The organism is Micromonospora sp. NPDC005197 (genome assembly GCF_040608295.1).
Classification (GTDB): Bacteria; Actinomycetota; Actinomycetes; order Mycobacteriales; family Micromonosporaceae; genus Micromonospora.
The window spans coordinates 1-21765 of the sequence record NZ_JBEXHY010000091.1 but is presented as its reverse complement, the minus strand read 5'-3'; the positions used below and the strand labels follow the sequence as shown (position 1 = coordinate 21765).

Below are 21765 nucleotides of genomic sequence, written 5' to 3'. Positions count from 1 at the left end.
TGGTGTAGGTGCTGCCGAAGCTGCCGGGGAAGTTGCCGATGGGCATGCTGGCGCGGTAGATCTTGCCGTTGTCGCCGGCGAAGAAGAGGTACATGTTCTGGTCGTCGGCGATGAGGGTTTGGTCGATGGGGCCGGTGCCGGAGCCGGTGATGCTGCCGGTGAACAGGGTTTGGGCGGCGGACCAGCCGTTGGGGTTGGTGGGGTCGGTGGAGGTGCGGTAGGAGAACGCGGTGCCGCCCCACTGGTAGGCCAGGACCCAGATGTTGCGGGGGGCGAAGTAGAACAGGGTGGGTGCGACGGTGGCGTTGTTCATGGTGTTCTGGCTGGCCGAGGCCATCTCGGACCAGTTGGTGAACAGGCCGAAGTTCATCGAGCCCCACCGGGTGCCGGTGTCGTGGGTGGTGGCGTAGACGAGTTGCCGTCCGTTGTAGGGGGCGACGGTGAAGTCCTTGAGTGACACCCAACCCGACTTCGGCTGCGCCAACGCCCCGGTCGACGACCACCGGTACGACGACGGCAGATCACACGTGCCGCCCGGGGGCGGCGTGGTGGGCGGCGGCGTGGTGGGGTTGCCCCCGCCGTCGACGCGCACGAGCTGCCACTGCTGGTTGGTGCCGTTCCAGTCGTCGTACTGCACGATGTTGCCACCGTCGGCGGTCGAGGCGCCCTGCACCTCCATCACCCTGTTGCTGTTGCGGTTGATCAGCCGCACGTAGCCGCTGTCCGAGTCGGCCAGCTGGAACTGCTGGTTGGTGCCGTTGTTGTCGGTCCACTGCACGATCGCCGCGCCGTTGGCGGTCGAACGGTTGTAGACGTCAAGCACCTTGCCCGACAACCGCGACTTGAGCCGGTAGTAGCCGCCGCCCGAGTCCACGAACTGCCACTGCTGCTGGTTACCGTTGTTACGCGTCCACTGGGTGATCCGCGCCCCGTCGTTCGTGGCCAGGTTGTACACGTCCAATGCCTTGCCGCTGTTGCGGTTGACCAACACGTACCAGGCGCTGGTGTCGACCGTCGCCGCGGCCGCGGGCGACGACACCGCCATCGCGGCGGCGCCGGCGACCACCACCGCTGCCGCGCCGGCGGCGACTGCTCGCACCAACCACCCTCGCCGCCGCGAGGGCGGTGCCGTCGACGGAGACCTACCAAAGGCAGACATGATCCTCCTCAATCACCAGGAGCCGAACGGTCACCCGAAGCTGGGCGCACCGCGACACGCGACCGGGTGCATGCGTCGGGAATGTTCGCGCTAACAAGATCCCCTGCATGCTGTGGACGCACGCCTGAATCAAGGTCGGCGTCGCAGGCCCGCCCCGTGAGCCGTAGCCGTCGCCGTCCTTGACCATCGACTGTGAGCGATAACATGCTGTTCGTCAAGACGTAACATTGGCGCTTCGATGAGCCGGCGGCCCGCGCCCGCGCACGACGCGACCGATCGACGCCGATCATGCACGGCAACAATGCCGTCCGAGGTCCTCGACCTGGGAAGGCGCATCCGGCGATCTGGGATGGTTGGCGCTAACATCGACGCCCGCACATGGTCTGGTCCCGGCCTCCTCGGGCGTCGACGCCCCGACGTCCGGCAGGCGCGGCGCCGAAGCTCGCACCACCGGACGCACGGCCCGCGGCGCGGACGCTGCCCACCGCCGTGGCGGTCGCTGCGGTGTGGAACCCCGGCCCGGGGCCCGGAGCTGGTGGCTCCGGACCCCGGGCTCGGACGGTCAGGGGCTCGTGCAGGTGACGTTGCTGGGCGGGGTGTCGCCGTTGCCGGTGGCGGTGAACCCGAAGGTGGTCGAGGCGTTCGGCGCCAGGGTGCCGTTGTACGCGGCGTTGCGGACGGTGACGTTGCCGGTGGTGCCCGTGTTGGTGCCGTTCCAGAGGCTGCTGATGGCCTGGCCGCTGGCCAGGGTCAGGCGTACGGTCCAGCCGCTGATCGAGGTGGCGGTGTTGTTGGCGACGGTGACCTCACCCTGGAAGCCGCCCGGCCAGCTGTTGACCGCCCGGTAGGTGGCGGCGCAGCTGCCCGGCTCCCCGGTCGGCGGCGGCGTCGTCGGAGGCGGCGTGGTGGGCGGGGGCGTCGTCGGCGGGGGCGTGGTCGGAGGCGGCGTGGTGGGCGGGGCCGTGGTCGGCGGGGCGGTCGTGGGCGGCGTGGTGGACTGGAACTGGGTGAAGAATCGCCAGATCTCCGCCGAGGTCCAGGTCCGGGAGTCGTTGGGGCTGGACGACCCGTCGACCGGGCTCGGGGTGTGGTCGCCGTCGAACGCGGCCCACTGCACGGGGTAACCCGCGCGGCAGCCGGAGTAGGTGGTGGTGATGTGGGTGAGGCTGCCTCGGCTGGGCTCGCGCGGGCTCTGTGCGGTGCAGCCGTTGTTCCTGACGAACGTGTCGCGCAGCGCCCGGCCCTGGGAGATGTTCAGCACGCTGTCGTAGATGCCGTGGATGCCGAAGTACGCGACCGGCTGGGTACCGCCGTTACAGCCGCTGAGGTTGGCGCCGGAGAGCACGGTGACCGCCCGGATGACGGTCGGGCGGGCGCAGGCCACCGCGTAGCTCATGGCCCCGCCGTAGCTCCAGCCCAGGGCGAAACGCTGGGTCGTGTCGACGCAGAGGTCGTTCTCGACCTGCCGGGAGATGTCGTCGAACAGGGTCAGGTCCCGACCGTTCGTGTTGGCCCAACCGGCGTCGATACCCTGGGGCGCGACGAAGATCGTGCTGTTGTTCGACAACGGCGCCAGCCCGTAGTAGCCGGCCGAGGCGACGTTGTTGGCCGAGCCGTTCAGCCAGTGGAAGCCGAAGACCAGTCGGTACGGACGGTTCCGGTCATAACCGCCCGGGATCTGGAGGATGTAGCTGCGATTCTGGCCGCTGCTGGAAATCGTGCGCGTCCCGCTGGTGAGAGTGGGCGCCTTGCCGCACCCCGCGGTCGCCGCGAGGGTGCCGTTGGTGGCAGCCAACGCCTCGGCGCCGAATCCGCCGCGCAGCGCACCACCGGTCGCCGCGACGAGAACCACCGCGGCCGCGATGAACGAGAAGAGTTGTCTCCGTTTGACCATTGCTCGACTCCTTGCCGTTGATCGTCCGTAGGACATGCACCTCGCCGTCAACGAGTCGGTTCGCACCGGTGTGCGGGCCGGCATGCTCCTGAGGCCGGCATGGCGCACACGGATGCGTACGGGCCGTACCGTCGCTGCCGGGGTTGTCCGTGACGGGGCAAGGGGGAATGCAGCCGGACCAGGGTCGTCCGACGACCGCCTGCGGTCGCCTGGCAGTGGCGGAGCGGCCCGGACTGGTCACCGACCGGCGAGGCGGCGGGAGGGGCGAGCCCTCGGCGTTGCCTGTGCCGATTGACTGAGGTGACTGGGAGCGTGCCCTTCGCTCCCGCGCCGAAAGATAGCATGTTATCGATAACATGCTCAACCGGCCGAGTGCCACGGAACCGGCCACAGCGGACGGACCGGCCCGACCCGCGCGCCTCACCACCGTGGGCCGGAGCAGGGCAGGCGCCACGCCGGCGTGAGCCGCCCATCGTGCCGGCGCGCGGTGTCCCGCCCACCGGCACGATCGGTCGTCCGTGTCGCCGGCGGCAGTGCCCTTCGATATCGCAGCGAGGTCATCTTTTCGAGTCCTAGACTGCGAACGGGCACGGCGGAGCCGCCCCCTGCCATCGGGGGAGGCGCGGGTGCCATGAATTCTCGGCCGACGCAACAGCAGGAACAGGCTCACGGCGGCGCGAATCGCGACATGCCCCCGCAATTGGGCTCGGGCTCCATCGGCACGGCCGCCCAGCCGCACCTTCGGTGAGGCACACGACCCCGGCGCCGACGACATGGCGTCGCGGTGGGCGGCCAACAAGCCGGACCTCAGCGCGGATTCGGAGCTGTTGCGCAACGTCTATCACAAGTCCGCCGTCGACCTGCTGTCGATGCGCATCGTCAAGGAGATCAACGGCGAACAGGTCGTCCTGCTGGCCGCCGGAATGCCCTGGTTCCTGACCATTTTCGGGCGGGACACGCTGGTCACCGCCTACCAGAGCATCACCTGTGGACCGGACGTCGCGCGGGTGCGCTGGTGACGCTCGCCGCGCACCAGGGCAACGCCGTCGACGACTTCAGCGACCAGGAGCCCGGGAAGATCCTGCACGAGTTCCGATCCGGGGAGCTGACGCAGCTCGGCATCGCGCCGTACGGCCCCTGCTTCGGCTCGGCCGACACCACCCAGCTGTGGCTCATCCTGCTCTCCGAGTACTGGCGGTGGACGGGCGACGACGCGTTGGTGCGGCAGTTGCGGCCCAACGCCGACGCCGCTCTGCGGTGGATCGACGTATTCGGAGACCGCGACGGCGACGGTTACGTCGAGTACGCCACGCGTTCCCCGGACGGGATGCGCAACCAGTGTTGGCGCGACTCACCGGACGGTGTGCAGTTCGTCGACAGCAGGCTCCCCGACCTGCCGGTCGCCACCTGCGAGCTCCAGGGCTACACCTACGACGCCAAGCTCCGCGCCGCGGAACTCGCCGACGGACCGTGGGCCGACCCTCCGTTGGCGCGACGCCTGCGTGGCGAGGCCGCCGATCTGCGCGAGCGGTTCAACCGCGACTACTGGCTGCCGACGCGCGGCGGCTACTACGCGATCGGCCTCGACGCCGACAAGCGGCCCATCGATTCGATGACCTCGAACATGGGCCACCTGTTGTGGAGCGGAATCGTCCCGCCCGATCGTGCCGCCGCGGTGACTCGGCAGTTGATGTCCGACGCGATGTTCTCCGGGTGGGGTGTCCGGACCCTGTCCACCGAGGACGTGGGGTACAACCCCATCGGCTACCACCTCGGCACCGTGTGGCCGCACGACAATTCGATCATCGCCGCCGGGCTCGCCCGGTACGGCCACCGGGATGCGGCCAACCGCATCGCGATGGCGATGCTCGATGCGGCGGCCCACTTCGACTACCGCCTGCCCGAGGCGTTCTCCGGGTACGACCGATCGTTCGGACGACGGCCCGTGCCCTACCCCACCGCTTGCAATCCCCAGGCCTGGGCCAGCGGCGCCCCTCTGCTGCTTCTGCGGTCGATGCTCGGGCTCGACGTCAGCAACGGCCATCTCGCCACCGATCCGCGCATCCCCGAGGCGTTGGGAAGCATCCGGCTGACCGGCGTCACCGTGCACGGCACGCGGCAGACCGTCGACGCCTCGGGTTCGCGCCTGCGCTCCTCCGCCTGAGCTGCGGGGCGCCGCCAGCGGGTCACGGTTTCGAGCTGCTTGACCGCAGGGTGGACAGCGTCGACCTCCGGCTCGGTCGTCTCCCGCCCGACTGCGACCTCCCGCAGCGACGTGACGGCCAGGCCACGCGCCACCGCCCGAGTTCGCGTTCGTCCGCGACGCCGTGAAGCTCAGCGACTCCGCCCTGTCGAAGCGGATCTCGACGTTGAGCGACGGCGGGTACGTCGAGGTCCGCAAGGGCTACGTGGGCAAGCGCCCGCGGACCTGGATCAACCTCTCCACGGCCGGTCGGGCGGCTCTGAGCGCCCACATCGCCGCCCTGCGCGACATCGCCACCCGCGTGGACGGCGCCGACTGAAGGCCCTTTCGCCGCCCCCGGGGCCGTGGACAGCCAGTTGACCGTTCCGGTAGCCGTCGGGCCCGGTCCCGAGGACGACCGGTGGCAGGTACGACGCGCCGGGTCAGGGCCGGCGGAGCGCCGTGATCACGAGGATGGCGCGCTCGGCGGCCTGGCCTTCTGCGGAGAGATGGTCTCGTGGCGGGCCAGCATGGCGACGAACTCGGCGATCTTCCGCTCGCGGGTCTCCGCCCGTTTGACGGCGTTGAGGCGGTAGATGAGCGCGAACCGGTTGGTCTTGGTGAGCACGTCGAACATGGCCTGGGCGGCGGGTTCGGCGGCGATGGCGGCGAGCAGGTCGGCCGAAACCTCGGCTTCCGACGCCGGGGCGTACGCGGCAGCCCACCGCCCGTCGGCCTTCGCGGCCTCCACCGCGGCGCGGCCGGCGGGCATCATCCGTCCCTGCGCCTCCAGCCGGGCGACGTGTTCGACGTTGCGTTGGGACCAGACACTACGGGGTCGGCGAGGGGTGAACCGGATCCAGGAGGTCTGCTCGTCCCGTTTGCGGGCCTGCCCGTCGATCCAGCCGAAACACAGCGCCTCGTCGACCGCGTGCTGCCAGGTCAGCGTGGTGACCGTGCCGCCCTTCCTGGTCAGGGCGAGCCAGACGCCGGGCGACGTGGCGTGGTTCTCCGACAACCATGCGCGCAGCGCGTCGGCGTCCGCGACGATCAACTCTTCCAGTTCGGCGCTCGCCATGGCAGCAGGCTATCGGTGCGCTGTGACAGCGCCCTCGGCCGGTGGGACGGCCCGATCCGCCGGGCGGTCGGGATCAGCACCGGCGCAGCAGTCGGAGCTGGCCAAGGGTGTGACACGTCGAGCGGGCCACACCCTTGACCAGAGCTACCGGACCTCGCAGGGTCAGCAGCCGATCCGGCTGGACCCGACCGCGACGTCGTCGTACCAGAGGGTGTCGGCTCCGTTGCCGTAGCTCTCCCAGCCGAGCTTCAGGTCGGTGAGCTGCGGACGCCAGGTGCGGTTGTACCACTGGCCGTCGATGTCGTGCGTCGGCACGCCGTCCGCGGTCAGCCCCGCGATGGCCGTGCCGTCCAGCCAGGTACGCAGCTGACCGGCCGAGCCGTCCACCATGAACTCCAGGCAGGCCCACCGGTTGGTGGGAAGCGGGACGCTCTGCGCCACCCCGGCCGGGCTCTGCTCGGGCAGCGTCGCGTCGTCGGAGGCGCGGTTCCACTGCAGGGCGCCGTTCTGGCCGCCCATCCGCAGGTCCCGGTTGCCGTCGGCGGCGTCGGCCATCGCCATCATCGTGGTGTGGTCGGTGGGCTGGGCGGTGGTGTGCCGTACCCAGATCCGGCCGTACCGCACGCTGCCCACGCTGCTGAGATTCTTGGTGGACCTGATGAAGACGTGGTTGCAGTACCCGGCTGCGCCGTTGATCCGGACGGCCCGGCTGCCGCTGTGCGTGGTGGCCGTGTCGATGGTGGCCGTGCCGGCGCCCGAACAGTCCGGGTTCACCACGGTCCAGTCGCCCGACGGCGTCGCGCCGGTCTGGTTCTCGAAGCCGTCGCAGAGCACCGCACCGGCGCACCCGGCCGGCGGCGGGGTGGTGGGCGGAGGCGTCGTGGGCGGAGGCGTCGTCGGGGGCGGGGTGGTCGGCGGGGGCGTCGTCGGTGGAGGGGTGGTCGGCGGAGGGGTGGTCGGCGGAGGGGTGGTCGGCGGAGGGGTGGTCGGCGGAGGGGTGGTGGGCACGCCGGTCGTCGGGGTCGGGCCGGTGCCGTTGCACGGCACGCCGTTCAGGCTGAACCCGGTCGGCGTGCCGCCACTGGTGCCGTACGTGCCCTGCACGCCGAACTCGGCGGAACCGCCGGCCGGGATGCTGCCGTTGTACGACATGTTGCGCGCGGTCACCGTCGATCCGGACTGGCTGACCGTGGCGTTCCAGCCGTTCGTGACGCGCTCGTCCCCGGCGTACCTCCAGGTGACGGTCCAACTGGAGACGGCGCTGTCGCCGGGGGTGACCTTGATGTTGGCGGTGAATCCGCCGGGCCACTGGTTGGGCGTGTAGTCGACCCGGCAACCCTGGGCGGCCGCGGCGGGGACGACGAGCAGGGCCGTTCCGGTCGCGGTCACGGCGGCGGCCAGCGCGGCGACGACCGCCAGGGTCGGGGCGGGGCGGGCGCGGAGAATCGTCATGAAAAGTCCTTCTGCCATCGAGCTGGGGAAATCGGCGCGGCAGCGCGCGTCCGGAGCGGACGCGGCGCGACAACGCGCCGGGTGCGGCGCGGCGATGCGCCACAGCGACTGGTCGATGCGTACGACCGACGTGCCCGGCTCGGGGTGGACCTGTCAGTCGCCGACGGCCCGGTTGCCCGGACCTCGGCGGCGCCCGCCCTCAATCTATTGACAGATTCCTATCGAATCAAGCGTCACGCTTCCGAGTGGGATCACGCCGCCCGCGCGTTATTCGGTGGCCGGGCCGACATCGCTGCCGGCTGGCGCATCAGCGGGTTGCTGCCGGCGCGACTCGAACCGGAGGCGCAGCGGCTGCTGCCGGACCTGTCCGGCGGGGAGGGGCTGTGGTCGTCGGCGCCCGGGGGTGACCGCCCGGTGTCCGGCGACCCGCCGCGTCGGCCCCGCACCGACGGTAACCCGTTCGACCGGGTGGCGTACCTGCGCTTCCTCGCCCAGCCCCGTAACCGGTCCTGAAACGTCGGGTTCTCGCCCTCGGCTTCGCCGTGCTCTGCCCCGGCGCGTCGGCGGCACACGAGGTCAGCGCGGTCGGAGCAGCCCGCGGTCGGCCATGAAGGCTCGCAACGTCTCGGCGTCCTCGGCGGACATCAACCACCGTGGGATCACGGTCGCCGGCATCCGGCCGACGTACACGATCCAGAAATCCGGGGTGTCCTGCACCTGGGCGACGCCGTCCCACGCGATACCGCCGGACTCCGAGCCGCTGCGCATCATGATGTTGTCATCGGTGATGTCGTAGCCGCCCTCGACCGCGTAGCGACCGGAGCGGCGACGCGCGCGCCACCGCACCCACGGCAGGTACAGCATCGACAGCACGCCGCCCACGAGCATCGCCACCCACAGCGGCGCCGTCCGCTCGCCGGACGCGAACCCCCGCGAGACGACCAGACCGATCGCCCCCACCGCCGCCAGCACCGCGCCGACGTAGCTGTACCTGCGCAGCCGAACACCGCCGAGCGTGGCCGCCACGCGACCCGGGTAGTCGGGATCAGCGGGGACGTCGAAACGGATGTGCACCCCAGAACGATAGTTCCCCAACCGCCCCGGGCACCGCCGGGTCGGCCGCCGGAGTTTCGCCGGCGGTCGCTTGCGGGTAGCGGATGGCGCATGAACCGCGATCTCGTCAGGGCTCTCCAGGTCGCCTGGGAGCTGCCGGAGTTCCGCAGCGGGGTGCGGCACCTCATCGATCTCGACGAGGTGTCCGTGCTGCTGGCCACGCTGTCCGTCCCGGATCACGACGGCGAGGTCGAGCGCAGCCTGCTGAGCCTGCTGCGCTCCGGCCTGGAGACGGTCGAGATCCGGGAGGCCGTGCTGCTGCTGTTGGAACAGGACGAGGTACGCCGGCCGCTCGTCGCCGCGGCGGTGGAGCCGCTTGCGGCCCGTCCGGGCCTGGCCGCCGCCATCGCCTCGGCGACCGAAGACCCTGCGGTACGCCGTGAGGTACGGGCGGCCCTGGACAGCGCCAAGGTGCGCGAGCTGATCTGGCAGGCGATGGAGAACCAGGTCAGCGACAACCGGTTCGGCCTGATCCGTCGGGCGGCAGTGCTGTTCGTGTGGCACCCGAGCGTCCGGCGCCTCGCGTGGGCCGTGCGCCGTCACGGCGTGCTGCGCGAACTCCGCCGCAAGCCGTAATTCACTAGCGTGGCGGGGTGGCAGCGTCCGGCACGGCACCGCCGCCCGAGATGAGTCGCCGGCTGACGTTCCTGCTCGCGTTGGCAGCGGGAGCGGCGATCGCCAACCTGTACTGGGCGCAGCCGCTGCTCAGCTTCATCGCCGGCGACCTCCGCGCCGCCACCGCGACGGCCGGCTGGCTCGTCACCGCGACGCAGACCGGGTACGCCGTCGGCGTACTGCTGCTCGTGCCGCTCGGCGACGTCCTGGACCGCCGCCGGTTCGTCCCGGTGCTGCTGGTGGCCTCGGCCGCCGCGTTGCTGCTGTGCGCGCTGTCGCCGTCGTTCGGCGTTCTTCTGCTCGCGCTGACCGTCCTCGGCGTCACGACGATTTCCGGGCAGGTCCTCACGCCGCTGGCCGGGGACCTGGCCGGCGACGCCCACCGCGGTCGGATCGTCGGCGTCGTCGGATCCGGGACCCTCAGCGGCATCCTCGCCTCCCGTACGATCAGCGGGTTCGTCGCCGGTGCCGCCGGCTGGCGTACGACCTTCGCCCTCGCCGCAGTCGTCGCCGTCCTGCTCGCGGTCCTGCTGTACCGCGCGATTCCACCGCTGGCGCCGCGCACCCGCCTGCCGTACCCGCAGCTCATCGCCTCGGTCGGCGCGGTGGTCCTGCGCGAGCGGGCGGCCCGCTGGACGCTGGTCCTGGCCGCCACCGGGTTCGCCGCGTTCTCGCTGTTCTGGACGGCGCTGACGTTTCTGCTCAGCGGCCCACCGTTCCGATACCCGGTAGCGGTGATCGGGATGTTCGGACTGGCCGGCCTCGCCGGTGTCCTATCCGGCCTGCGCGGCGGTCGTCTGCACGACCGTGGTTGGTCGCTTCCGGCCACCGGGGTGGCGTGGACACTGGCCCTCGGCGCCTTCGTCGTCGCGGCGTTCGCCGGCCGGTCCGTCGCGCTGCTCATCATCGCGATCATCATGATCGATGTCGCTCTCCAGACGCAGGCCCTCCTCAACCGGGCGCGGCTGTTCGCCCTCTCCCACGAGGCCCGCAGCCGGCTCAACACGGCACTGGCGACCGGGAACTTCGTCGGCGCCGCCATCGGCTCCGCCGCCGCGGCCACGCTCTGGGCCGCGGGCGGCTGGACAGCGGTCACGATCACGGGAATGGGACTCTGCTGCTTCGCACTCACCGTGTGGGCACTGGGACGGCGTGGCCCACTGGCGATCCGCCTCGCCGAGTGACACGCGCCGGTCCAACGCGGCGGACGACGTTGGGCGGGGTGAGGGGACCGCGGGTCACCCACTAGCGTGCGCGTGGTGGAGGCAGCGGGAGCCTTTCGCCGGACGGCGATCGAGCGATCAGACCAGCGCGTCGCGTGGGAACGGACCGACCAGGCCTTCTTCGCCGCCGGGGCCTGCCACATCCTCGCCTGGGTCTGTCGGGACACGTACCCGGACCGGTTGATCGAGGTGGCGGCGGTGCGCCTGGCGGGCGAGTTGCCGGTCTTCCACACGTACGCGGTCTGGGGCGGCTGGGCGTTCGACCATGCGGGCTGGAACCCGGAGCCGCAGGTGCTGGCGGTCAACGCGGCCTTCGAGGGCCACCCGCTCGAACGCGTCCCGATCAGCACCGATCTCGCCGAATTCTGCGCCGAGCACCACCACCGCATGCCCGACCGGTACTGGCGAGACCCGATCCCGCGGGCCCGTGCATATGTGGGCCGACATCTCCCGCCCTGGGAATGAGCGACCGGCAGTGTCGCGAGCGTGTCGGCGGGCACGGGTGAGCCGTCGTGTTCGTCGCCGCTCCCCCGACGGCGGGGGTCAGGCCAGCGTCGCCGGCAGGACGAGGAGGGCGAATCGGATCACGCGCCCGAGAAGGCAGGCGACGGCGAACTCCCAGTGGCGCAGGCCCGCGGTGCCGGCGGCGAAGCTGACCACGGCCAGCGGTGGGACCCCGACCGCCGCGGAGACCAGCACGGTCGGAAGGGCGGTGCGGCGGCGGGAGAGCCAACGCCGGATCGGCCCGGTCCACCGGGCGGCTCGGGCCGCCGTACGACCTGACCGGCTCTGTCTCCTGAGCCTGCGGGCCAGCCGCCCCGTTCCGCGACGCGCGGATTCGAACAGGAGCAGCTTGCCGGCGGTCTGCCCGAGCGCCAGGGCGAGCACGGCGACGACAACGTGGCCGCCACGGTGCCCGGCGACCACCGCGTACGCCTCGGCGTTGACGACCGGAACGAGGGCCGAAGCGAGACCGTAACCGAGCCCCGCGACCGCCTCGGCGAGGCTGCTCACGCGCGGCCGTCCCGGTCGAGCAGCCGGGCCACCGCGGCGACTGACCACAGCTTGACCACGACGACGGCGACGGCGACGGCCAGCGCGAGCCGGTACTGCCCGAACGCGATGGCGCCGACGACCCCGGCGGTGTTGGCGGCCTTGGCCACCGGAGACCAGTTCCACGCCCACACCCGGCGGTCGACCAGGTGGAAGTAGTTGGGGCTGAGCACCGGCCAGCACAGGAACGCCAGCGACAGCATGGTGTCCAGCACCAGGAACGACAGCAGGAACACCAGGGCCACGACCGCGACGTCGGGCACGAGGGAGACCAGGCCCACGCAGAGTACGGCGGTGCACGCGCGATCGCTGACGATGTCGAGGACGGCCCCCGCCCGGGTCTCCTGTCCGAGCCGCCGGGCAGCCCAGCCGTCGAGCATGTCCCCGATCCAGTAGATGCCATACGCTACCGCCATAAATGCCACCGATCCCGCGACGAGGGCGGCGATCCCGACGGTGACCGCGGCGACCGTGCGGACGGCGGTGATGTAGTTGGGAACCGTGCGGAGAGGGCCGACACTGCTGGCGGCGCGGGAGTCGACGAGAGTCACCCCAGAAGCGTCGTGCGGTGCGCCTCTCGGCGGAACGTGCCGTGGTGCCGATCCGCTCGCCGGGGCAGCACCGGGGTACCGCCCGATCTGGTACCGAGGTACTGGTCGGTCTCCGAGCTGGTCGCGGAGACTGTTGAGGTGATGACCGACATCCGGGAATGGTTGCGTGACCCCGAGCGGGTGCGCGGGCTGGCGTACGCCTTGGCGGGGTTGATCATCGCTCTCGTGATCACGACCGCCGAGGGGGGCCTGTCCGTGCCGGCGGGCTGGGCGTGGCTGGTGGCGCCGGTCGGCCTCGGCGCCACGGCGCTGCGGCCCCGCTACCGCGCCCTGGTCTTCGCGGCCTGTGCCGGGTTCGTGGCGATCGTGAGCACCGGGGAGTCGGTGCAGTTGGGCCTCGCGGCCGCCTGCCTCGTGTTCCTCTCCAGCTGCGAAGACCCAGCCCGGCGTCCGTGGCTGGGGTGGCTGGCTGGCCTGCTCGGCGCGGCCGGCGCCCTCACCACCGCGCTGCTCACCGGGCGAGGAATGTACGAGCAGCCGTTCGTCTTCGTGACGGCCGGCTATGTCCTGGCGATCCTGTTGCGGTCGTGGTCCCGCGGCCGCGCGCTCACCCGGGAGGCGGACGACCTGCGCGGCCAGGCGGCCTGGCTCGAGCAGCGCACCAACCTGGCCCGCGAGCTGCATGACGTGGTCGGCCACCACGTCACCGCGATGGTGGTCCAGGCCGAGGCGGGCCAGCTCAGCGCCGACCCGGGGGCGGCGCTGCGGGCGATCGCGGGCAGCGGCCGCACCGCGCTGAGCGAACTGGACACGCTCGTCGTGCACCTGCGCGATCCGCACGCGGCGATCGCGGTGAGCGCGCCGCCCCGCCTGTCCGATATCGACGAGCTGCTCGCGCAGCCGCTGCGCCAGCAGGGCGTGGCGGTACGGGTACGTGTGGACCCGGAGCCGGGTCTGGACGAGATCGGCGTGTTGACCGCCTACCGCATCGCCCAGGAGGCCCTCACCAATATCGCCCGCCACGCGAAGGCCACAGCGGCCTGGATCGAACTGGTCCGCGTCGGCGACCACGCCCGTCTACGGGTCAGCGACGACGGCGTCGGGCCGCCCCAGACACCCAGGCGCGGTTCGGGCCTGCTGGGCATCGAGGAGCGCGTGCGGGCGCGCGGTGGAAGCTGGGAGCTGACGCGGCGACCCGGCGGCGGCACCCTGGTGCAGGTCACCCTGCCGGTGGCGAACCCGTGATCCGGGTAGCGATCGTCGACGACCAGCAGCTGGTCCGCGACGGCTTCGGCCTGATCCTGCGGTCCCAACCCGACATCCACGTCGCCGCCGAGGCCGCCGACGGCCGGCAGTTCCTCGACGCCGTGCGTCGCGACCCCCGCATCGACGTCGCCCTCGTGGACATCCGCATGCCGGTGCTCGACGGTCTGCAGGCCACCCGCGAGCTGGCCGCGATCCCGCACGCCCCGGCCGTGATCGTTGTGACCACCTTCGACGACGACGCCTACGTCCTGGACGCCATCGCCTCCGGCGCGCGCGGGTTCCTCCTCAAGCGGTGCAGCGCAGCCGATCTGATCGCCGCGGTACGCACCGTCGCCGCCGGCGAGGCGATCCTCTCCGCCGAGGTCACCGGCGCCGTTCTCGACCGGGTACGCGCTACCGGGCCGGCCACCCGCGTGGACCTGGCGGTCTACCAGCTGACCCCGCGGGAGACCGACGTGCTCGCCCTGATCGGCGCCGGGCTCAACAACAACGAGATCGCCGAGCGCCTCTTCCTCTCGATGAGCACCGTCAAGACCCACGTCACCAATGTGCTGGCCAAGACCGGCAGCCGTGACCGAGTGGGCGCCGCGATCCTGGCGATCCAGGCCGGCCTGACACCCTGACCCGTCGGCGGAAGCGGGCCGGAAGACGATCGTCGATCGTTCGAGAGGCCGGCATCCGCCACCTAGGATTGCGCGCGACGTGAACCACCGCACCCGAGGAGTCGGACCTGATGCGCTCGACGACGGTCCTGCTGGAGCGCCTGCTCCGGCCCAGGATGCGCGACATCGTCGCGGTGGAACCGGTGACGGGCGGGATCGCTGCGCTCGCGGGCATCGCCACCCGCCGGGACGCGCCGCCGGTGTTCGTCAAGGCCTTCGCCGACGCTCCGGCCGACGACGTCTTCGTCGCGGAGGCCGAAGGGCTGGCCGCCCTGCGCGAGCTCGGCGGTGTGGCGGCACCCGAGGTGATCCTGGCGGACCGGGAACTTCTCGTCTTGTCGATGCTGGAGCCGAGGCCGCGCAGCGAGGTCTTCTGGGAGCAGTTCGCCCACGTCCTCGCGCGCATGCACATGAGCACGACCCATCCTCGCTTCGGATGGCACCACGACAACTGGCTGGGCCGTCGCCGCCAGATCAATACCTGGAATGACGACGGCTACGCCTTCTTCGCACAGCACCGGCTGCTTCGGTGGCTCGGGCAGCCGCGCGTCGAGGCGGCACTGGACGCGGGCGACCGGGCGGCGCTGGAGCGGTTGTGTCACCGGCTGCCCGACCTGCTGCCGGACCGGCCGGCCTGCCTGACGCACGGCGACCTGTGGGTGCAGAACATCCTGGCCACTCCGGACGGGCAGCCCGCGCTGATCGATCCGGCCGTGTCGTACGTGTGGGCCGAGGTCGACCTCGCCCACGTGTGGTCCACCTCGCCTCCGCCCGAGGCGCGACGGATGTTCGAGGTCTACGCGGAACTGACCTCGCTCGACAGCGGTTGGCAGGCCCGCATGCCGATCATCCAGCTGCGGCAACACCTCGCCGTGCTGGCCCAGTTCGACGACGACTGGGGCGCGGCCGACCAGATCCGCGCCGTCCTCGCCCCATTCCGGAAGCGATCCTGACCGCGGTCGCGCGCGTCGGGCGACGGGTCAGGGCGTCCAGCGCACGCCCGGGTTCACCCGCCCGGACCAGTCGAAGACCGCCATGTTGTCCCACTGGTTCCCGGTGCCGTTGATGTTGGCCGGATCCCAGCCGTTGCCGTTGACGGCGTACCAGGTCGGCTCCCAGTAGAAGACACCGATGGCTCCCGCGTTGCGGGCCGTGTTCTGGACCCAGTCGAACTCCTGGGCCTGCCCGGACCAGGTCGCGCTGATGCCGTCACAGATCGCGTCGCCGATGGCGTTCGGCTCGCTGTCCGCGTTGTTCCGGGTGAAGGGGTACGCGGTCTCCACGATCACCACCGGCTTCCCGTAGCGGCCGCGCAGGTCGACGATGTTGTTGTAGAGGTTCGCCAGGGTCCCGTGCCACATGCAGTAGTACGACAGGGCCGTGATGTCCCACTGCACACCCTGGGCGCGGATGCCGTCGTAGAACCATCGCGCGTTGGCGTTGCTGTCGGCGTCGGCGGTGTGGATCATCACCGGGATGCCGCTGCCGCACGCCTTGGTCGCGTTGTAGCCCTGCTTGAGCAAGCCGGCCAGCGGGGCGAAGTCGTTGTTGACGACCTTGCCCTCGTCCCACAGCATCCCGACGTTGATCTCGTTGCCGATCTGCACACTGTCCGGTGGGGTGCCCTGCCCTCGGAGGCTGGAGCAGACGTCGTAGGTGAAGGTGTAGACGTCGGTGCGCAGTTGACTCAGGCTGTGGCCGACCCAGGCGGCCGGCTTGTACTGCTTGCCGGGGTCGGCCCAGGTGTCGGAGTAGTGGAAGTCGATGAGCACTTTGAGGCCCTTCGCCCTGGCCGCCCTCGCCTGGGTCAAGACCTTGCTCTTGTTGTTGTAGCCGCTGATCGGGTTGTTCCAGACGCGCAGTCGGACGTAGTTGACGCCGACGGACTTCAGGATGTCCAGTGGGTCGCGGGCGACACCGCCGGCATCGTAGTACCTGGCGCCCAGATCCAGGCTGCGCTGCAACGAGGAGACGTCGGCGCCCCGCATGCTGAGCGTGTTCGCGGCGGAGGCCGGCGCGGTCGTACCGCCGAATGTGGTCGAGGCGGCGAGGATGCCGGCCGTGACAGCCCCGAGCAGTGCTCTGCGGCGGCGGTGGGGTGTGCTCACGAAGATCCTCCAATGGGGACGCGCTCAGCCCACCGTGCAGGGGGCGCCGTTCAACGAGAAGCTGGTCGGCGGCGCGTCGCTGGTGCTCCACCGCCCCTGGACGCCGAAGCTCGCCGAGCCGTTCGGCGCGAGGACGCGGTTCCAGTCGACGTTACGGGCGGTCACGGTGGCGCCGGTCTGGCCGACCGTGGCGTTCCACCCCGAGATGACCTGCTGGTCTCCCGGGAAGCTGAAGGTGACGATCCAGCCGTCGACCGGTGCCGCGCCAGTGTTCTGGACCGTCACCGTGGCCACGAAGCCGCCGTGCCACTCGGACTGGTTCCGGTAGGTGACCCGGCAGGTCGGGGGCGGCGGGGGCGGCGGAGTGGACGTCGTGGGCAGGGCGACCGTGTTGGACGCGATCGACACGTTGCCCACCGCGTCCCGGGCCCGTACGTAGAACAGGTTGCGAAGCGGCGTCGACGGGGGTAGCGACGCCGTGTACGTCGTTCCCGGCACGGTGGCGATCAGCGTCGAGGTGAACCAACCGTCGAACTGGTAGACGTTGTACCCGAGCACGCCGACGTTGTCCGTCGACGGCGACCAGGACAGCATGGCGGTCGAGGCAGTGACCTCGCCGACGGTCAGGTTCTGCGGGGCGCTCGGCGGGGTGGTGTCCGGGCCGGTGTCCGTCACCGGGGTGACCACGGTCAGCGCGTCTGTCGAGGCCGAGCGGTGTCCCAGGCTGTCCCGCGCGGCCACCCGGAACGAGTACTGCTTGCCCGGCCGGAGGTAGTTGCTGATCGTGGTGGTGGTGACGGCCCCGACGCTGGCGCTGTAGATGACGTCGTCGAACGCCTGGTAGTACGTGATGTCGTACCCGGTGACGGCGCAACAGCCCGGCCTGGCGGCCGTCCAGGTGAGGGTGACCGACCCGGTCCGGACCTCGCTGGCGGTCAGGTTCGTGGGCGCGCTCGGCGGGAAGGGCGAGGTGCTCGGCGTACTGGGCGCCGTGGTTGGCGTCGGCGCCGCGGGCCCGCCGGGGGCCGGGACGATTCCGGGGTACGCGGCCGGCGGCGCGGCCCCGGCGTCGGCTGCCGGAGCGGCGCTGATCGCGGTGGTGAGCACCGCCGTCGACACCACGACGGCGGCCAGCAGACCCGGCAGTAGGCGGCGGATCAGCGAGGACGGGAACACGCCTGTCATACGTCGACGATCCCGCCACGTATCGATGATCGCCAACGTATCTCACGCCTCGGTCGGCGACCATGCGCGGGTCCCACCCGAGTCCTTGACGTCTCACAGCGGGGCGGGACAGCGCTGCCGGACGACTGTCACGCCGGCTCGGGTACGCCTCCGGGCTCGCCGTCGTCGGGCATCGGTTCAGTCGGCGCGGCCGGCAGTTCGTTCGGCGTACCGGGAAGCAGCTCTTCGGCGGTCTCCGGAACGGGCTCGCGAGGATCGAGGGGTGGATAGACGTCCGGATCGAGGTCAGGATTGGTCATCGGGGAAGTATCCAGCACGACAGTCGCCACCGCCTGTCGAGGCGGTCGCCACGGCACCCGGGCACCGGTCCCCTCGGCGGCCCCGGACGCGGCTGGGCGCCCCGGAGCCGCCGGCGACGGCGACGACCCGCTCGCTATCTGTAAACAACCCTTGCTATTAAGCCGCACGAACGTCAATATGTGGAGGTCACGGGTCGCCGAAGCCGGAGAGTGAGCCATGAGAAGCCGTCGGATTTTCGCAGTGGTGGCCGGGGCGGCGATGACCGTCACGGCCGCCGTCGCCTTCGTCCCCAGCAGCATGGCAGCCGTGCCCTCGGGCAACGCCGTCGCGCTGGTCGCCTGCACCGCGCCGGCCTGGGCCGAGGGCACCACCTACCAGGCAGGCGCCCAGGTCACCTACGGTGGCCGGCTCTACCAGGCTCTGGTCACCCACACCGCGTACCCCGGCGCCGGCTGGAACCCCGCCGCGACCCCGTCGCTGTGGCGTGACCTGGGCGCGTGCTCGGGAAGCACGCCGCCGCCCACCACGCCACCACCGACGACCGCGCCGCCCACCACGCCGCCTCCGACCACACCTCCCCCCACCACGCCGCCGCCAACTGGCGGGACCTGCGCGGTGAAGTCGCGGCCCAGCGGCAAGGTGTTGCAGGGCTACTGGGAGAACTGGGACGGCGCCTCCAACGGTGTCCACCCCGGACTCGGCTGGATCCCGATCACCGACAGCCGGCTCAACCAGCACGGCTACAACGTGATCAACGCGGCATTCCCGGTGATCCGCTCAGACGGCACGGTCCTCTGGGAGAACGGCATGGACGCCGGCGTGAAGGTGGCCACCCCGGCCGAGATGTGCCAGGCCAAAGCCGCCGGCGCCACGATCCTGATGTCGATCGGCGGGGCCGCCGCGGGCATCGACCTGAGCTCCACCGCGGTCGCCGACCGGTTCATCGCGACGATCGTGCCGATCCTGACGGCCTACCACTTCGACGGCATCGACATCGACATCGAGACCGGCCTGACCGGTAGCGGCAACATCAACACCCTGTCGACGTCGCAGGCCAACCTGATCCGGATCATCGACGGGGTGCTGGCCCGGATGCCCTCGAACTTCGGCCTGACCATGGCACCGGAGACGGCCTACGTCACCGGCGGCAGTGTGGTCTACGGCTCGATCTGGGGCTCGTACCTGCCGATCATCAAGAAGTACGTGGACAACGGCCGGCTCTGGTGGCTGAACATGCAGTACTACAACGGCAGCATGTACGGCTGCGCCGGCGACTCGTACCCCGCGGGTACCGTGCAGGGCTTCACGGTGCAGACGCAGTGCCTGAACAACGGCCTCACCATCCAGGGCACCACCATCCGCGTGCCGTACGACAAGCAGGTTCCGGGCCTGCCCGCGCAGTCCGGTGCCGGTGGCGGCTACATGTCGACGTCGCTGGTCACCCAGGCGTACAACAGTGTCCCCGGCATCAAGGGCCTGATGACCTGGTCGGCGAACTGGGACGGGTCGAAGGGCTGGACCTTCGGCGACAACGTGAAGCGCCTGCAGGGCCGCTGACCCGCAACACTGTCTCCTGATCACCGGCCCGGACCGTTCACGGGCCGGTGATCCCTTTCGGCGGGACCGGTTATCGGTGAGTCAGTTCCGACCGGACGAGTTCCAGCAGCCGTCCAATCCAGTTGGTGCCGCTCGAACTCCAATATTTCGAAGCCCAGTCGTTGTAGAGCAGCCGGGCGTCACCCGTGCCCAGCAGCGTTTCCGCCATCGCCGGATGGCGCTCGAACTTGTCCCGCAGCAGCGAGGCCATCACGCTCAGCCGCGCCGCCGGCCAGCCTGCCCGCCGGGGTGCCTCCTCGCCGACAGCCCGGGCGTCGAGGCCACGGACGGCCGTGGCGATCCGATCGCGCCATTCGGCGTCATCAGTGGACAGCGCCCAGTAGGCGTGCATGACGCTCGCGTACTCCCGGCCGCCGTGTATCACCGCCGCCGGATAGTCGATCTGCAGGACCTCGAGGCCCGCGGGGTCCGGCCAGCCATGCGGATAGACGTGCCCGCCGATGGTCAGCGGGACGGTTGTCTCCGGTCCGTCCGCCACCTGCTGTGTCCGGGCTTTGGCGATACCAGCCTCGCTCCTGCGGAAATAGTCGAGCGCCTGCTTCCGGGCCTCGGGGGTCACCGTGAGCATGTGGCCTGAGCGCCTGGCCTGGATCGTCTCACCCACTTCAGCGAGCAGGATCCGGACCGGGACGTCGTTCTGGTCCATGTCACCGAGCATGTAGATCCGGCGGTGTTCGGGCACCGCGTGATACAGCGCGCGAACGATTTCCAGGTTTGCCCCGGTCGGCTCCGCGGCGTACACCAGCAGTGCGTTCCAGCAGCGCCGGGAGGAATCCGGCCGGTTGTTGAGAAGATCCACCTCGTCGGCGAGTTCGCCGATCACCAGCTCCGGAGTCAGCCACGACTCCAGTGCCGGCACGGATCCTCTCGCCGTGCCGCTGATGATCAGCGAAGTGCCCTCGGGTGGCGTCAGGGTCAGCGTTCCATCGTCGAACACAGCGCGAAGGCCGTCGAGATCAGTTGAACCGTATCGCCAGAGGACGACGCCGTCCGCGAAAACGCCGAGCGTGCTGAGTGCGTAGTGATCACCTTTGTTGACGAAGATGAGGCGTTGCCGCCCTTCGATGACATCGCCGCCGACTACGCGCGACGTCGAAGTGCTGTCCGGCATGTCGGCGAGCCTAACGGGACGCGGCGCCGGGTCCCGGCCGACCGCCAGCAACATGACCGTGATGGCGCCGGGCCTACCGCCAGCCGGCGTCGCTGAACGAGTGTGCTGGTCACGGGACGGTTCGCTGGGAGCGATACCAGTCGGGGTAAAATTCAACCTTCCCGATCGCTAGACTCGCCGCAATCCGGCACCGCCCGCAGACCTCAGACTGCGCCCGTCCCGATCGAATGGAGACGCCTGTGACCCGCGACAAGGCGGCACCCCCCGGCATCGACCCCAGCATTCCCAGCGTGGCCCGGGTCTATGACTTCTTCCTCGGCGGCAAGGACAACTTCGAGGTCGACCGACAGGTCGCCGAGCACGCCCTGCGGATCACACCGGATGGGCCGGCAGCCGGTCAGGCGAACCGGGCCTTTCTGCGTCGCGTGATTCGTTTCCTGGTCACCGAGGCGGGCATCGACCAGTTCCTCGACATCGGATCGGGGCTGCCCACCCAGGGCAACGTGCACGAGGTCGCCACCGAGCAGAACCCGAAGGCTCAGGTGGTGTATGTGGACAATGATCCGATCGTCCTGACACACGGACGGGCCCTGCTCGCCGCGGAGGGCACCGCGACGGTGATCCAGGCGGACGTCCGGGCACCACAGGAAATCCTCAACCATCCGGACGTACGTCGGTTCCTCGATTTTGACCGACCGATCGGGTTGTTGCTCTTCGCGATCCTGCACCACCTCGGTGACGACGAGGATCCGCGAGCGGTGGCGGCGGCGTTGATCGACGCGCTGCCCTCCGGCAGCTATGTGGCGATCTCGCACTTCCGCGACCCGGGTGAGCGGGACCCCGAAGGCTCCCGCAAGGCCCGCGAGGTCGAGCGGGTCTTCAACGAGTCGTTGGGCACCGGCCGCTGGCGTACGGACGAGGAGATCCTCTCGTTCGCCGATGGGCTGACGCTGCTGGAGCCGGGGCTGGTGCCGCTGGCCGAGTGGCGCCCAGAGCCGGGTACGCCCGCGCCGATGCAGACCGACACCTATCACACCTTCGTCGGGCTCCTCGCCCGCAAACCGTAGGCGTCGTTTCCGGTGCGGTCCGTCGGCGCGAACGCGTCCCGCCGCGTCGACGCGGTCCTGGTCGCCCGTCCGCCGGTCTCCGACCACACCCGCCGACCCGCCGCCGAGGAGAGGGCGCGCCTACGCGAG

Annotated in this window: 22 protein-coding genes and 1 pseudogene; 12 read left to right on the top strand and 11 right to left on the bottom strand. The window is 70.6% G+C overall.

All coding sequences use genetic code 11. The features are described 5' to 3' along the window. Both ABZU46_RS23800 and ABZU46_RS23795 read right to left on the bottom strand, forming a co-directional pair. A partial coding sequence (locus ABZU46_RS23800; RefSeq protein ID WP_354861150.1) for a non-reducing end alpha-L-arabinofuranosidase family hydrolase occupies positions 1 to 1159 on the bottom strand: 1159 nt, incomplete at its 3' end. Positions 1160 to 1721: 562 nt separating this feature from the next. Then, positions 1722 to 3053, bottom strand: a complete 1332-nt coding sequence (locus ABZU46_RS23795; RefSeq protein ID WP_354861149.1) for a cellulose binding domain-containing protein — start codon at positions 3051 to 3053, stop codon at positions 1722 to 1724. A 773-nt stretch (positions 3054 to 3826) separates the two neighbouring features. Between ABZU46_RS23795 and ABZU46_RS23790 the strand changes: the two genes are divergently transcribed. The 3 genes and pseudogenes from ABZU46_RS23790 to ABZU46_RS23780 all read left to right on the top strand — a co-directional run. Beyond that, positions 3827 to 4072: a hypothetical protein gene (locus ABZU46_RS23790; protein WP_354861147.1), complete on the top strand. Its 246-nt coding sequence runs from the start codon at positions 3827 to 3829 to the stop codon at positions 4070 to 4072. After that, the gene (locus tag ABZU46_RS23785; protein ID WP_354861146.1) at positions 4069 to 5217 is read left to right on the top strand and encodes a hypothetical protein; all 1149 of its coding nucleotides are present in this window, start codon (positions 4069 to 4071) and stop codon (positions 5215 to 5217) included. The genes ABZU46_RS23790 and ABZU46_RS23785 overlap by 4 nt, the downstream gene beginning before the upstream one ends. Before the next feature lie 151 nt (positions 5218 to 5368). Beyond that, positions 5369 to 5575 (top strand): annotated as a pseudogene (locus ABZU46_RS23780) (transcriptional regulator); the annotation flags it as partial. Between the two features lie 126 nt (positions 5576 to 5701). On the opposite strand, the gene ABZU46_RS23775 reads toward ABZU46_RS23780, so the two are convergent. Together ABZU46_RS23775 and ABZU46_RS23770 are read right to left on the bottom strand one after the other, a co-directional pair. Beyond that, positions 5702 to 6313, bottom strand: coding sequence for a YdeI/OmpD-associated family protein (locus tag ABZU46_RS23775; RefSeq protein WP_354861144.1), 612 nt, complete (start codon positions 6311 to 6313; stop codon positions 5702 to 5704). A gap of 162 nt (positions 6314 to 6475) precedes the next feature. Beyond that, a complete protein-coding gene (locus ABZU46_RS23770; RefSeq protein WP_354861143.1) occupies positions 6476 to 7765 on the bottom strand; it encodes a cellulose-binding domain-containing protein in 1290 nt (429 codons plus the stop codon). Positions 7766 to 7972: 207 nt separating this feature from the next. On the opposite strand from ABZU46_RS23770, the gene ABZU46_RS23765 reads away from it, so the two are divergent. Next, complete coding sequence (locus ABZU46_RS23765; protein WP_354861141.1) at positions 7973 to 8278, top strand: hypothetical protein; 306 nt, start codon at positions 7973 to 7975, stop codon at positions 8276 to 8278. A 63-nt stretch (positions 8279 to 8341) separates the two neighbouring features. On the opposite strand, the gene ABZU46_RS23760 is transcribed toward ABZU46_RS23765, so the two are convergent. Next, a complete protein-coding gene (locus ABZU46_RS23760; RefSeq protein ID WP_354861140.1) occupies positions 8342 to 8839 on the bottom strand; it encodes a YcxB family protein in 498 nt (165 codons plus the stop codon). 90 nt (positions 8840 to 8929) lie between these two features. Between ABZU46_RS23760 and ABZU46_RS23755 the strand changes: the two genes are divergently transcribed. The 3 genes from ABZU46_RS23755 (at position 8930) to ABZU46_RS23745 (ending at position 11181) form a co-directional block, all read left to right on the top strand. Then, a complete protein-coding gene (locus tag ABZU46_RS23755; RefSeq protein WP_354861138.1) occupies positions 8930 to 9454 on the top strand; it encodes a hypothetical protein in 525 nt (174 codons plus the stop codon). Between the two features lie 17 nt (positions 9455 to 9471). After that, positions 9472 to 10677, top strand: a complete 1206-nt coding sequence (locus ABZU46_RS23750; protein WP_354861136.1) for an MFS transporter — start codon at positions 9472 to 9474, stop codon at positions 10675 to 10677. Positions 10678 to 10752: 75 nt separating this feature from the next. Next, positions 10753 to 11181, top strand: coding sequence for a hypothetical protein (locus tag ABZU46_RS23745; RefSeq protein ID WP_354861134.1), 429 nt, complete (start codon positions 10753 to 10755; stop codon positions 11179 to 11181). 78 nt (positions 11182 to 11259) lie between these two features. On the opposite strand, the gene ABZU46_RS23740 is transcribed toward ABZU46_RS23745, so the two are convergent. Both ABZU46_RS23740 and ABZU46_RS23735 read right to left on the bottom strand, forming a co-directional pair. Further along, entirely contained in the window at positions 11260 to 11730 is a 471-nt protein-coding gene (locus tag ABZU46_RS23740; protein WP_354861133.1) for a VTT domain-containing protein, read from the bottom strand. Then, complete coding sequence (locus ABZU46_RS23735) at positions 11727 to 12320, bottom strand: CDP-alcohol phosphatidyltransferase family protein (RefSeq protein ID WP_354861132.1); 594 nt, start codon at positions 12318 to 12320, stop codon at positions 11727 to 11729. The genes ABZU46_RS23740 and ABZU46_RS23735 overlap by 4 nt, the downstream gene beginning before the upstream one ends. A gap of 141 nt (positions 12321 to 12461) precedes the next feature. On the opposite strand from ABZU46_RS23735, the gene ABZU46_RS23730 reads away from it, so the two are divergent. From ABZU46_RS23730 to ABZU46_RS23720, 3 genes are all read left to right on the top strand, one after another. Beyond that, positions 12462 to 13565: a sensor histidine kinase gene (locus ABZU46_RS23730; RefSeq protein ID WP_354861130.1), complete on the top strand. Its 1104-nt coding sequence runs from the start codon at positions 12462 to 12464 to the stop codon at positions 13563 to 13565. After that, positions 13562 to 14209 carry a response regulator transcription factor gene (locus ABZU46_RS23725; protein ID WP_354861129.1) on the top strand — a complete coding sequence of 216 codons (648 nt, stop codon included), beginning with the start codon at positions 13562 to 13564 and terminating at the stop codon, positions 14207 to 14209. Before ABZU46_RS23730 ends, ABZU46_RS23725 begins: the two co-directional genes overlap by 4 nt. A gap of 110 nt (positions 14210 to 14319) precedes the next feature. Further along, a complete protein-coding gene (locus tag ABZU46_RS23720) occupies positions 14320 to 15201 on the top strand; it encodes a fructosamine kinase family protein (RefSeq protein WP_354861127.1) in 882 nt (293 codons plus the stop codon). Positions 15202 to 15228: 27 nt separating this feature from the next. Here the strand turns inward: ABZU46_RS23720 and ABZU46_RS23715 are convergent, their stop codons facing one another. The 3 genes from ABZU46_RS23715 to ABZU46_RS23705 form a co-directional block, all read right to left on the bottom strand. Next, on the bottom strand, positions 15229 to 16356 hold the full coding sequence (locus ABZU46_RS23715) for a glycosyl hydrolase 53 family protein (RefSeq protein ID WP_354861125.1): 1128 nt from the start codon (positions 16354 to 16356) through the stop codon (positions 15229 to 15231). Positions 16357 to 16380: 24 nt separating this feature from the next. Then, positions 16381 to 17541 carry a cellulose binding domain-containing protein gene (locus ABZU46_RS23710; protein ID WP_354861123.1) on the bottom strand — a complete coding sequence of 387 codons (1161 nt, stop codon included), beginning with the start codon at positions 17539 to 17541 and terminating at the stop codon, positions 16381 to 16383. A 128-nt stretch (positions 17542 to 17669) separates the two neighbouring features. Beyond that, positions 17670 to 17840 (bottom strand): hypothetical protein, encoded by a 171-nt coding sequence (locus ABZU46_RS23705; RefSeq protein WP_354861122.1) that lies wholly within the window; start codon positions 17838 to 17840, stop codon positions 17670 to 17672. A gap of 217 nt (positions 17841 to 18057) precedes the next feature. On the opposite strand from ABZU46_RS23705, the gene ABZU46_RS23700 reads away from it, so the two are divergent. Further along, the gene (locus ABZU46_RS23700) at positions 18058 to 19398 is read left to right on the top strand and encodes a glycosyl hydrolase family 18 protein (RefSeq protein ID WP_354861120.1); all 1341 of its coding nucleotides are present in this window, start codon (positions 18058 to 18060) and stop codon (positions 19396 to 19398) included. 70 nt (positions 19399 to 19468) lie between these two features. Here ABZU46_RS23700 and ABZU46_RS23695 read toward each other — a convergent pair whose 3' ends face one another. Beyond that, positions 19469 to 20569 carry an NADAR family protein gene (locus ABZU46_RS23695; RefSeq protein ID WP_354861118.1) on the bottom strand — a complete coding sequence of 367 codons (1101 nt, stop codon included), beginning with the start codon at positions 20567 to 20569 and terminating at the stop codon, positions 19469 to 19471. A 239-nt stretch (positions 20570 to 20808) separates the two neighbouring features. On the opposite strand from ABZU46_RS23695, the gene ABZU46_RS23690 reads away from it, so the two are divergent. Next, positions 20809 to 21636: an SAM-dependent methyltransferase gene (locus tag ABZU46_RS23690; protein ID WP_354861117.1), complete on the top strand. Its 828-nt coding sequence runs from the start codon at positions 20809 to 20811 to the stop codon at positions 21634 to 21636. Positions 21637 to 21765: the final 129 nt, after the last annotated feature.

Bases quoted from the DNA above. Each gene is read 5' to 3' on its own strand.
- ABZU46_RS23720 (WP_354861127.1), top strand. From the start codon at position 14,320: ATGCGCTCGACGACGGTCCTGCTGGAGCGCCTGCTCCGGCCCAGGATG.
- ABZU46_RS23775 (WP_354861144.1), bottom strand. From the start codon at position 6,313: ATGGCGAGCGCCGAACTGGAAGAGTTGATCGTCGCGGACGCCGACGCG.
- ABZU46_RS23700 (WP_354861120.1), top strand. From the start codon at position 18,058: ATGAGAAGCCGTCGGATTTTCGCAGTGGTGGCCGGGGCGGCGATGACC.
- ABZU46_RS23730 (WP_354861130.1), top strand. From the start codon at position 12,462: ATGACCGACATCCGGGAATGGTTGCGTGACCCCGAGCGGGTGCGCGGG.
- ABZU46_RS23770 (WP_354861143.1), bottom strand. From the start codon at position 7,765: ATGACGATTCTCCGCGCCCGCCCCGCCCCGACCCTGGCGGTCGTCGCC.
- ABZU46_RS23705 (WP_354861122.1), bottom strand. From the start codon at position 17,840: ATGACCAATCCTGACCTCGATCCGGACGTCTATCCACCCCTCGATCCT.
- ABZU46_RS23795 (WP_354861149.1), bottom strand. From the start codon at position 3,053: ATGGTCAAACGGAGACAACTCTTCTCGTTCATCGCGGCCGCGGTGGTT.
- ABZU46_RS23710 (WP_354861123.1), bottom strand. From the start codon at position 17,541: ATGACAGGCGTGTTCCCGTCCTCGCTGATCCGCCGCCTACTGCCGGGT.
- ABZU46_RS23695 (WP_354861118.1), bottom strand. From the start codon at position 20,569: ATGCCGGACAGCACTTCGACGTCGCGCGTAGTCGGCGGCGATGTCATC.
- ABZU46_RS23755 (WP_354861138.1), top strand. From the start codon at position 8,930: ATGAACCGCGATCTCGTCAGGGCTCTCCAGGTCGCCTGGGAGCTGCCG.
- ABZU46_RS23790 (WP_354861147.1), top strand. From the start codon at position 3,827: ATGGCGTCGCGGTGGGCGGCCAACAAGCCGGACCTCAGCGCGGATTCG.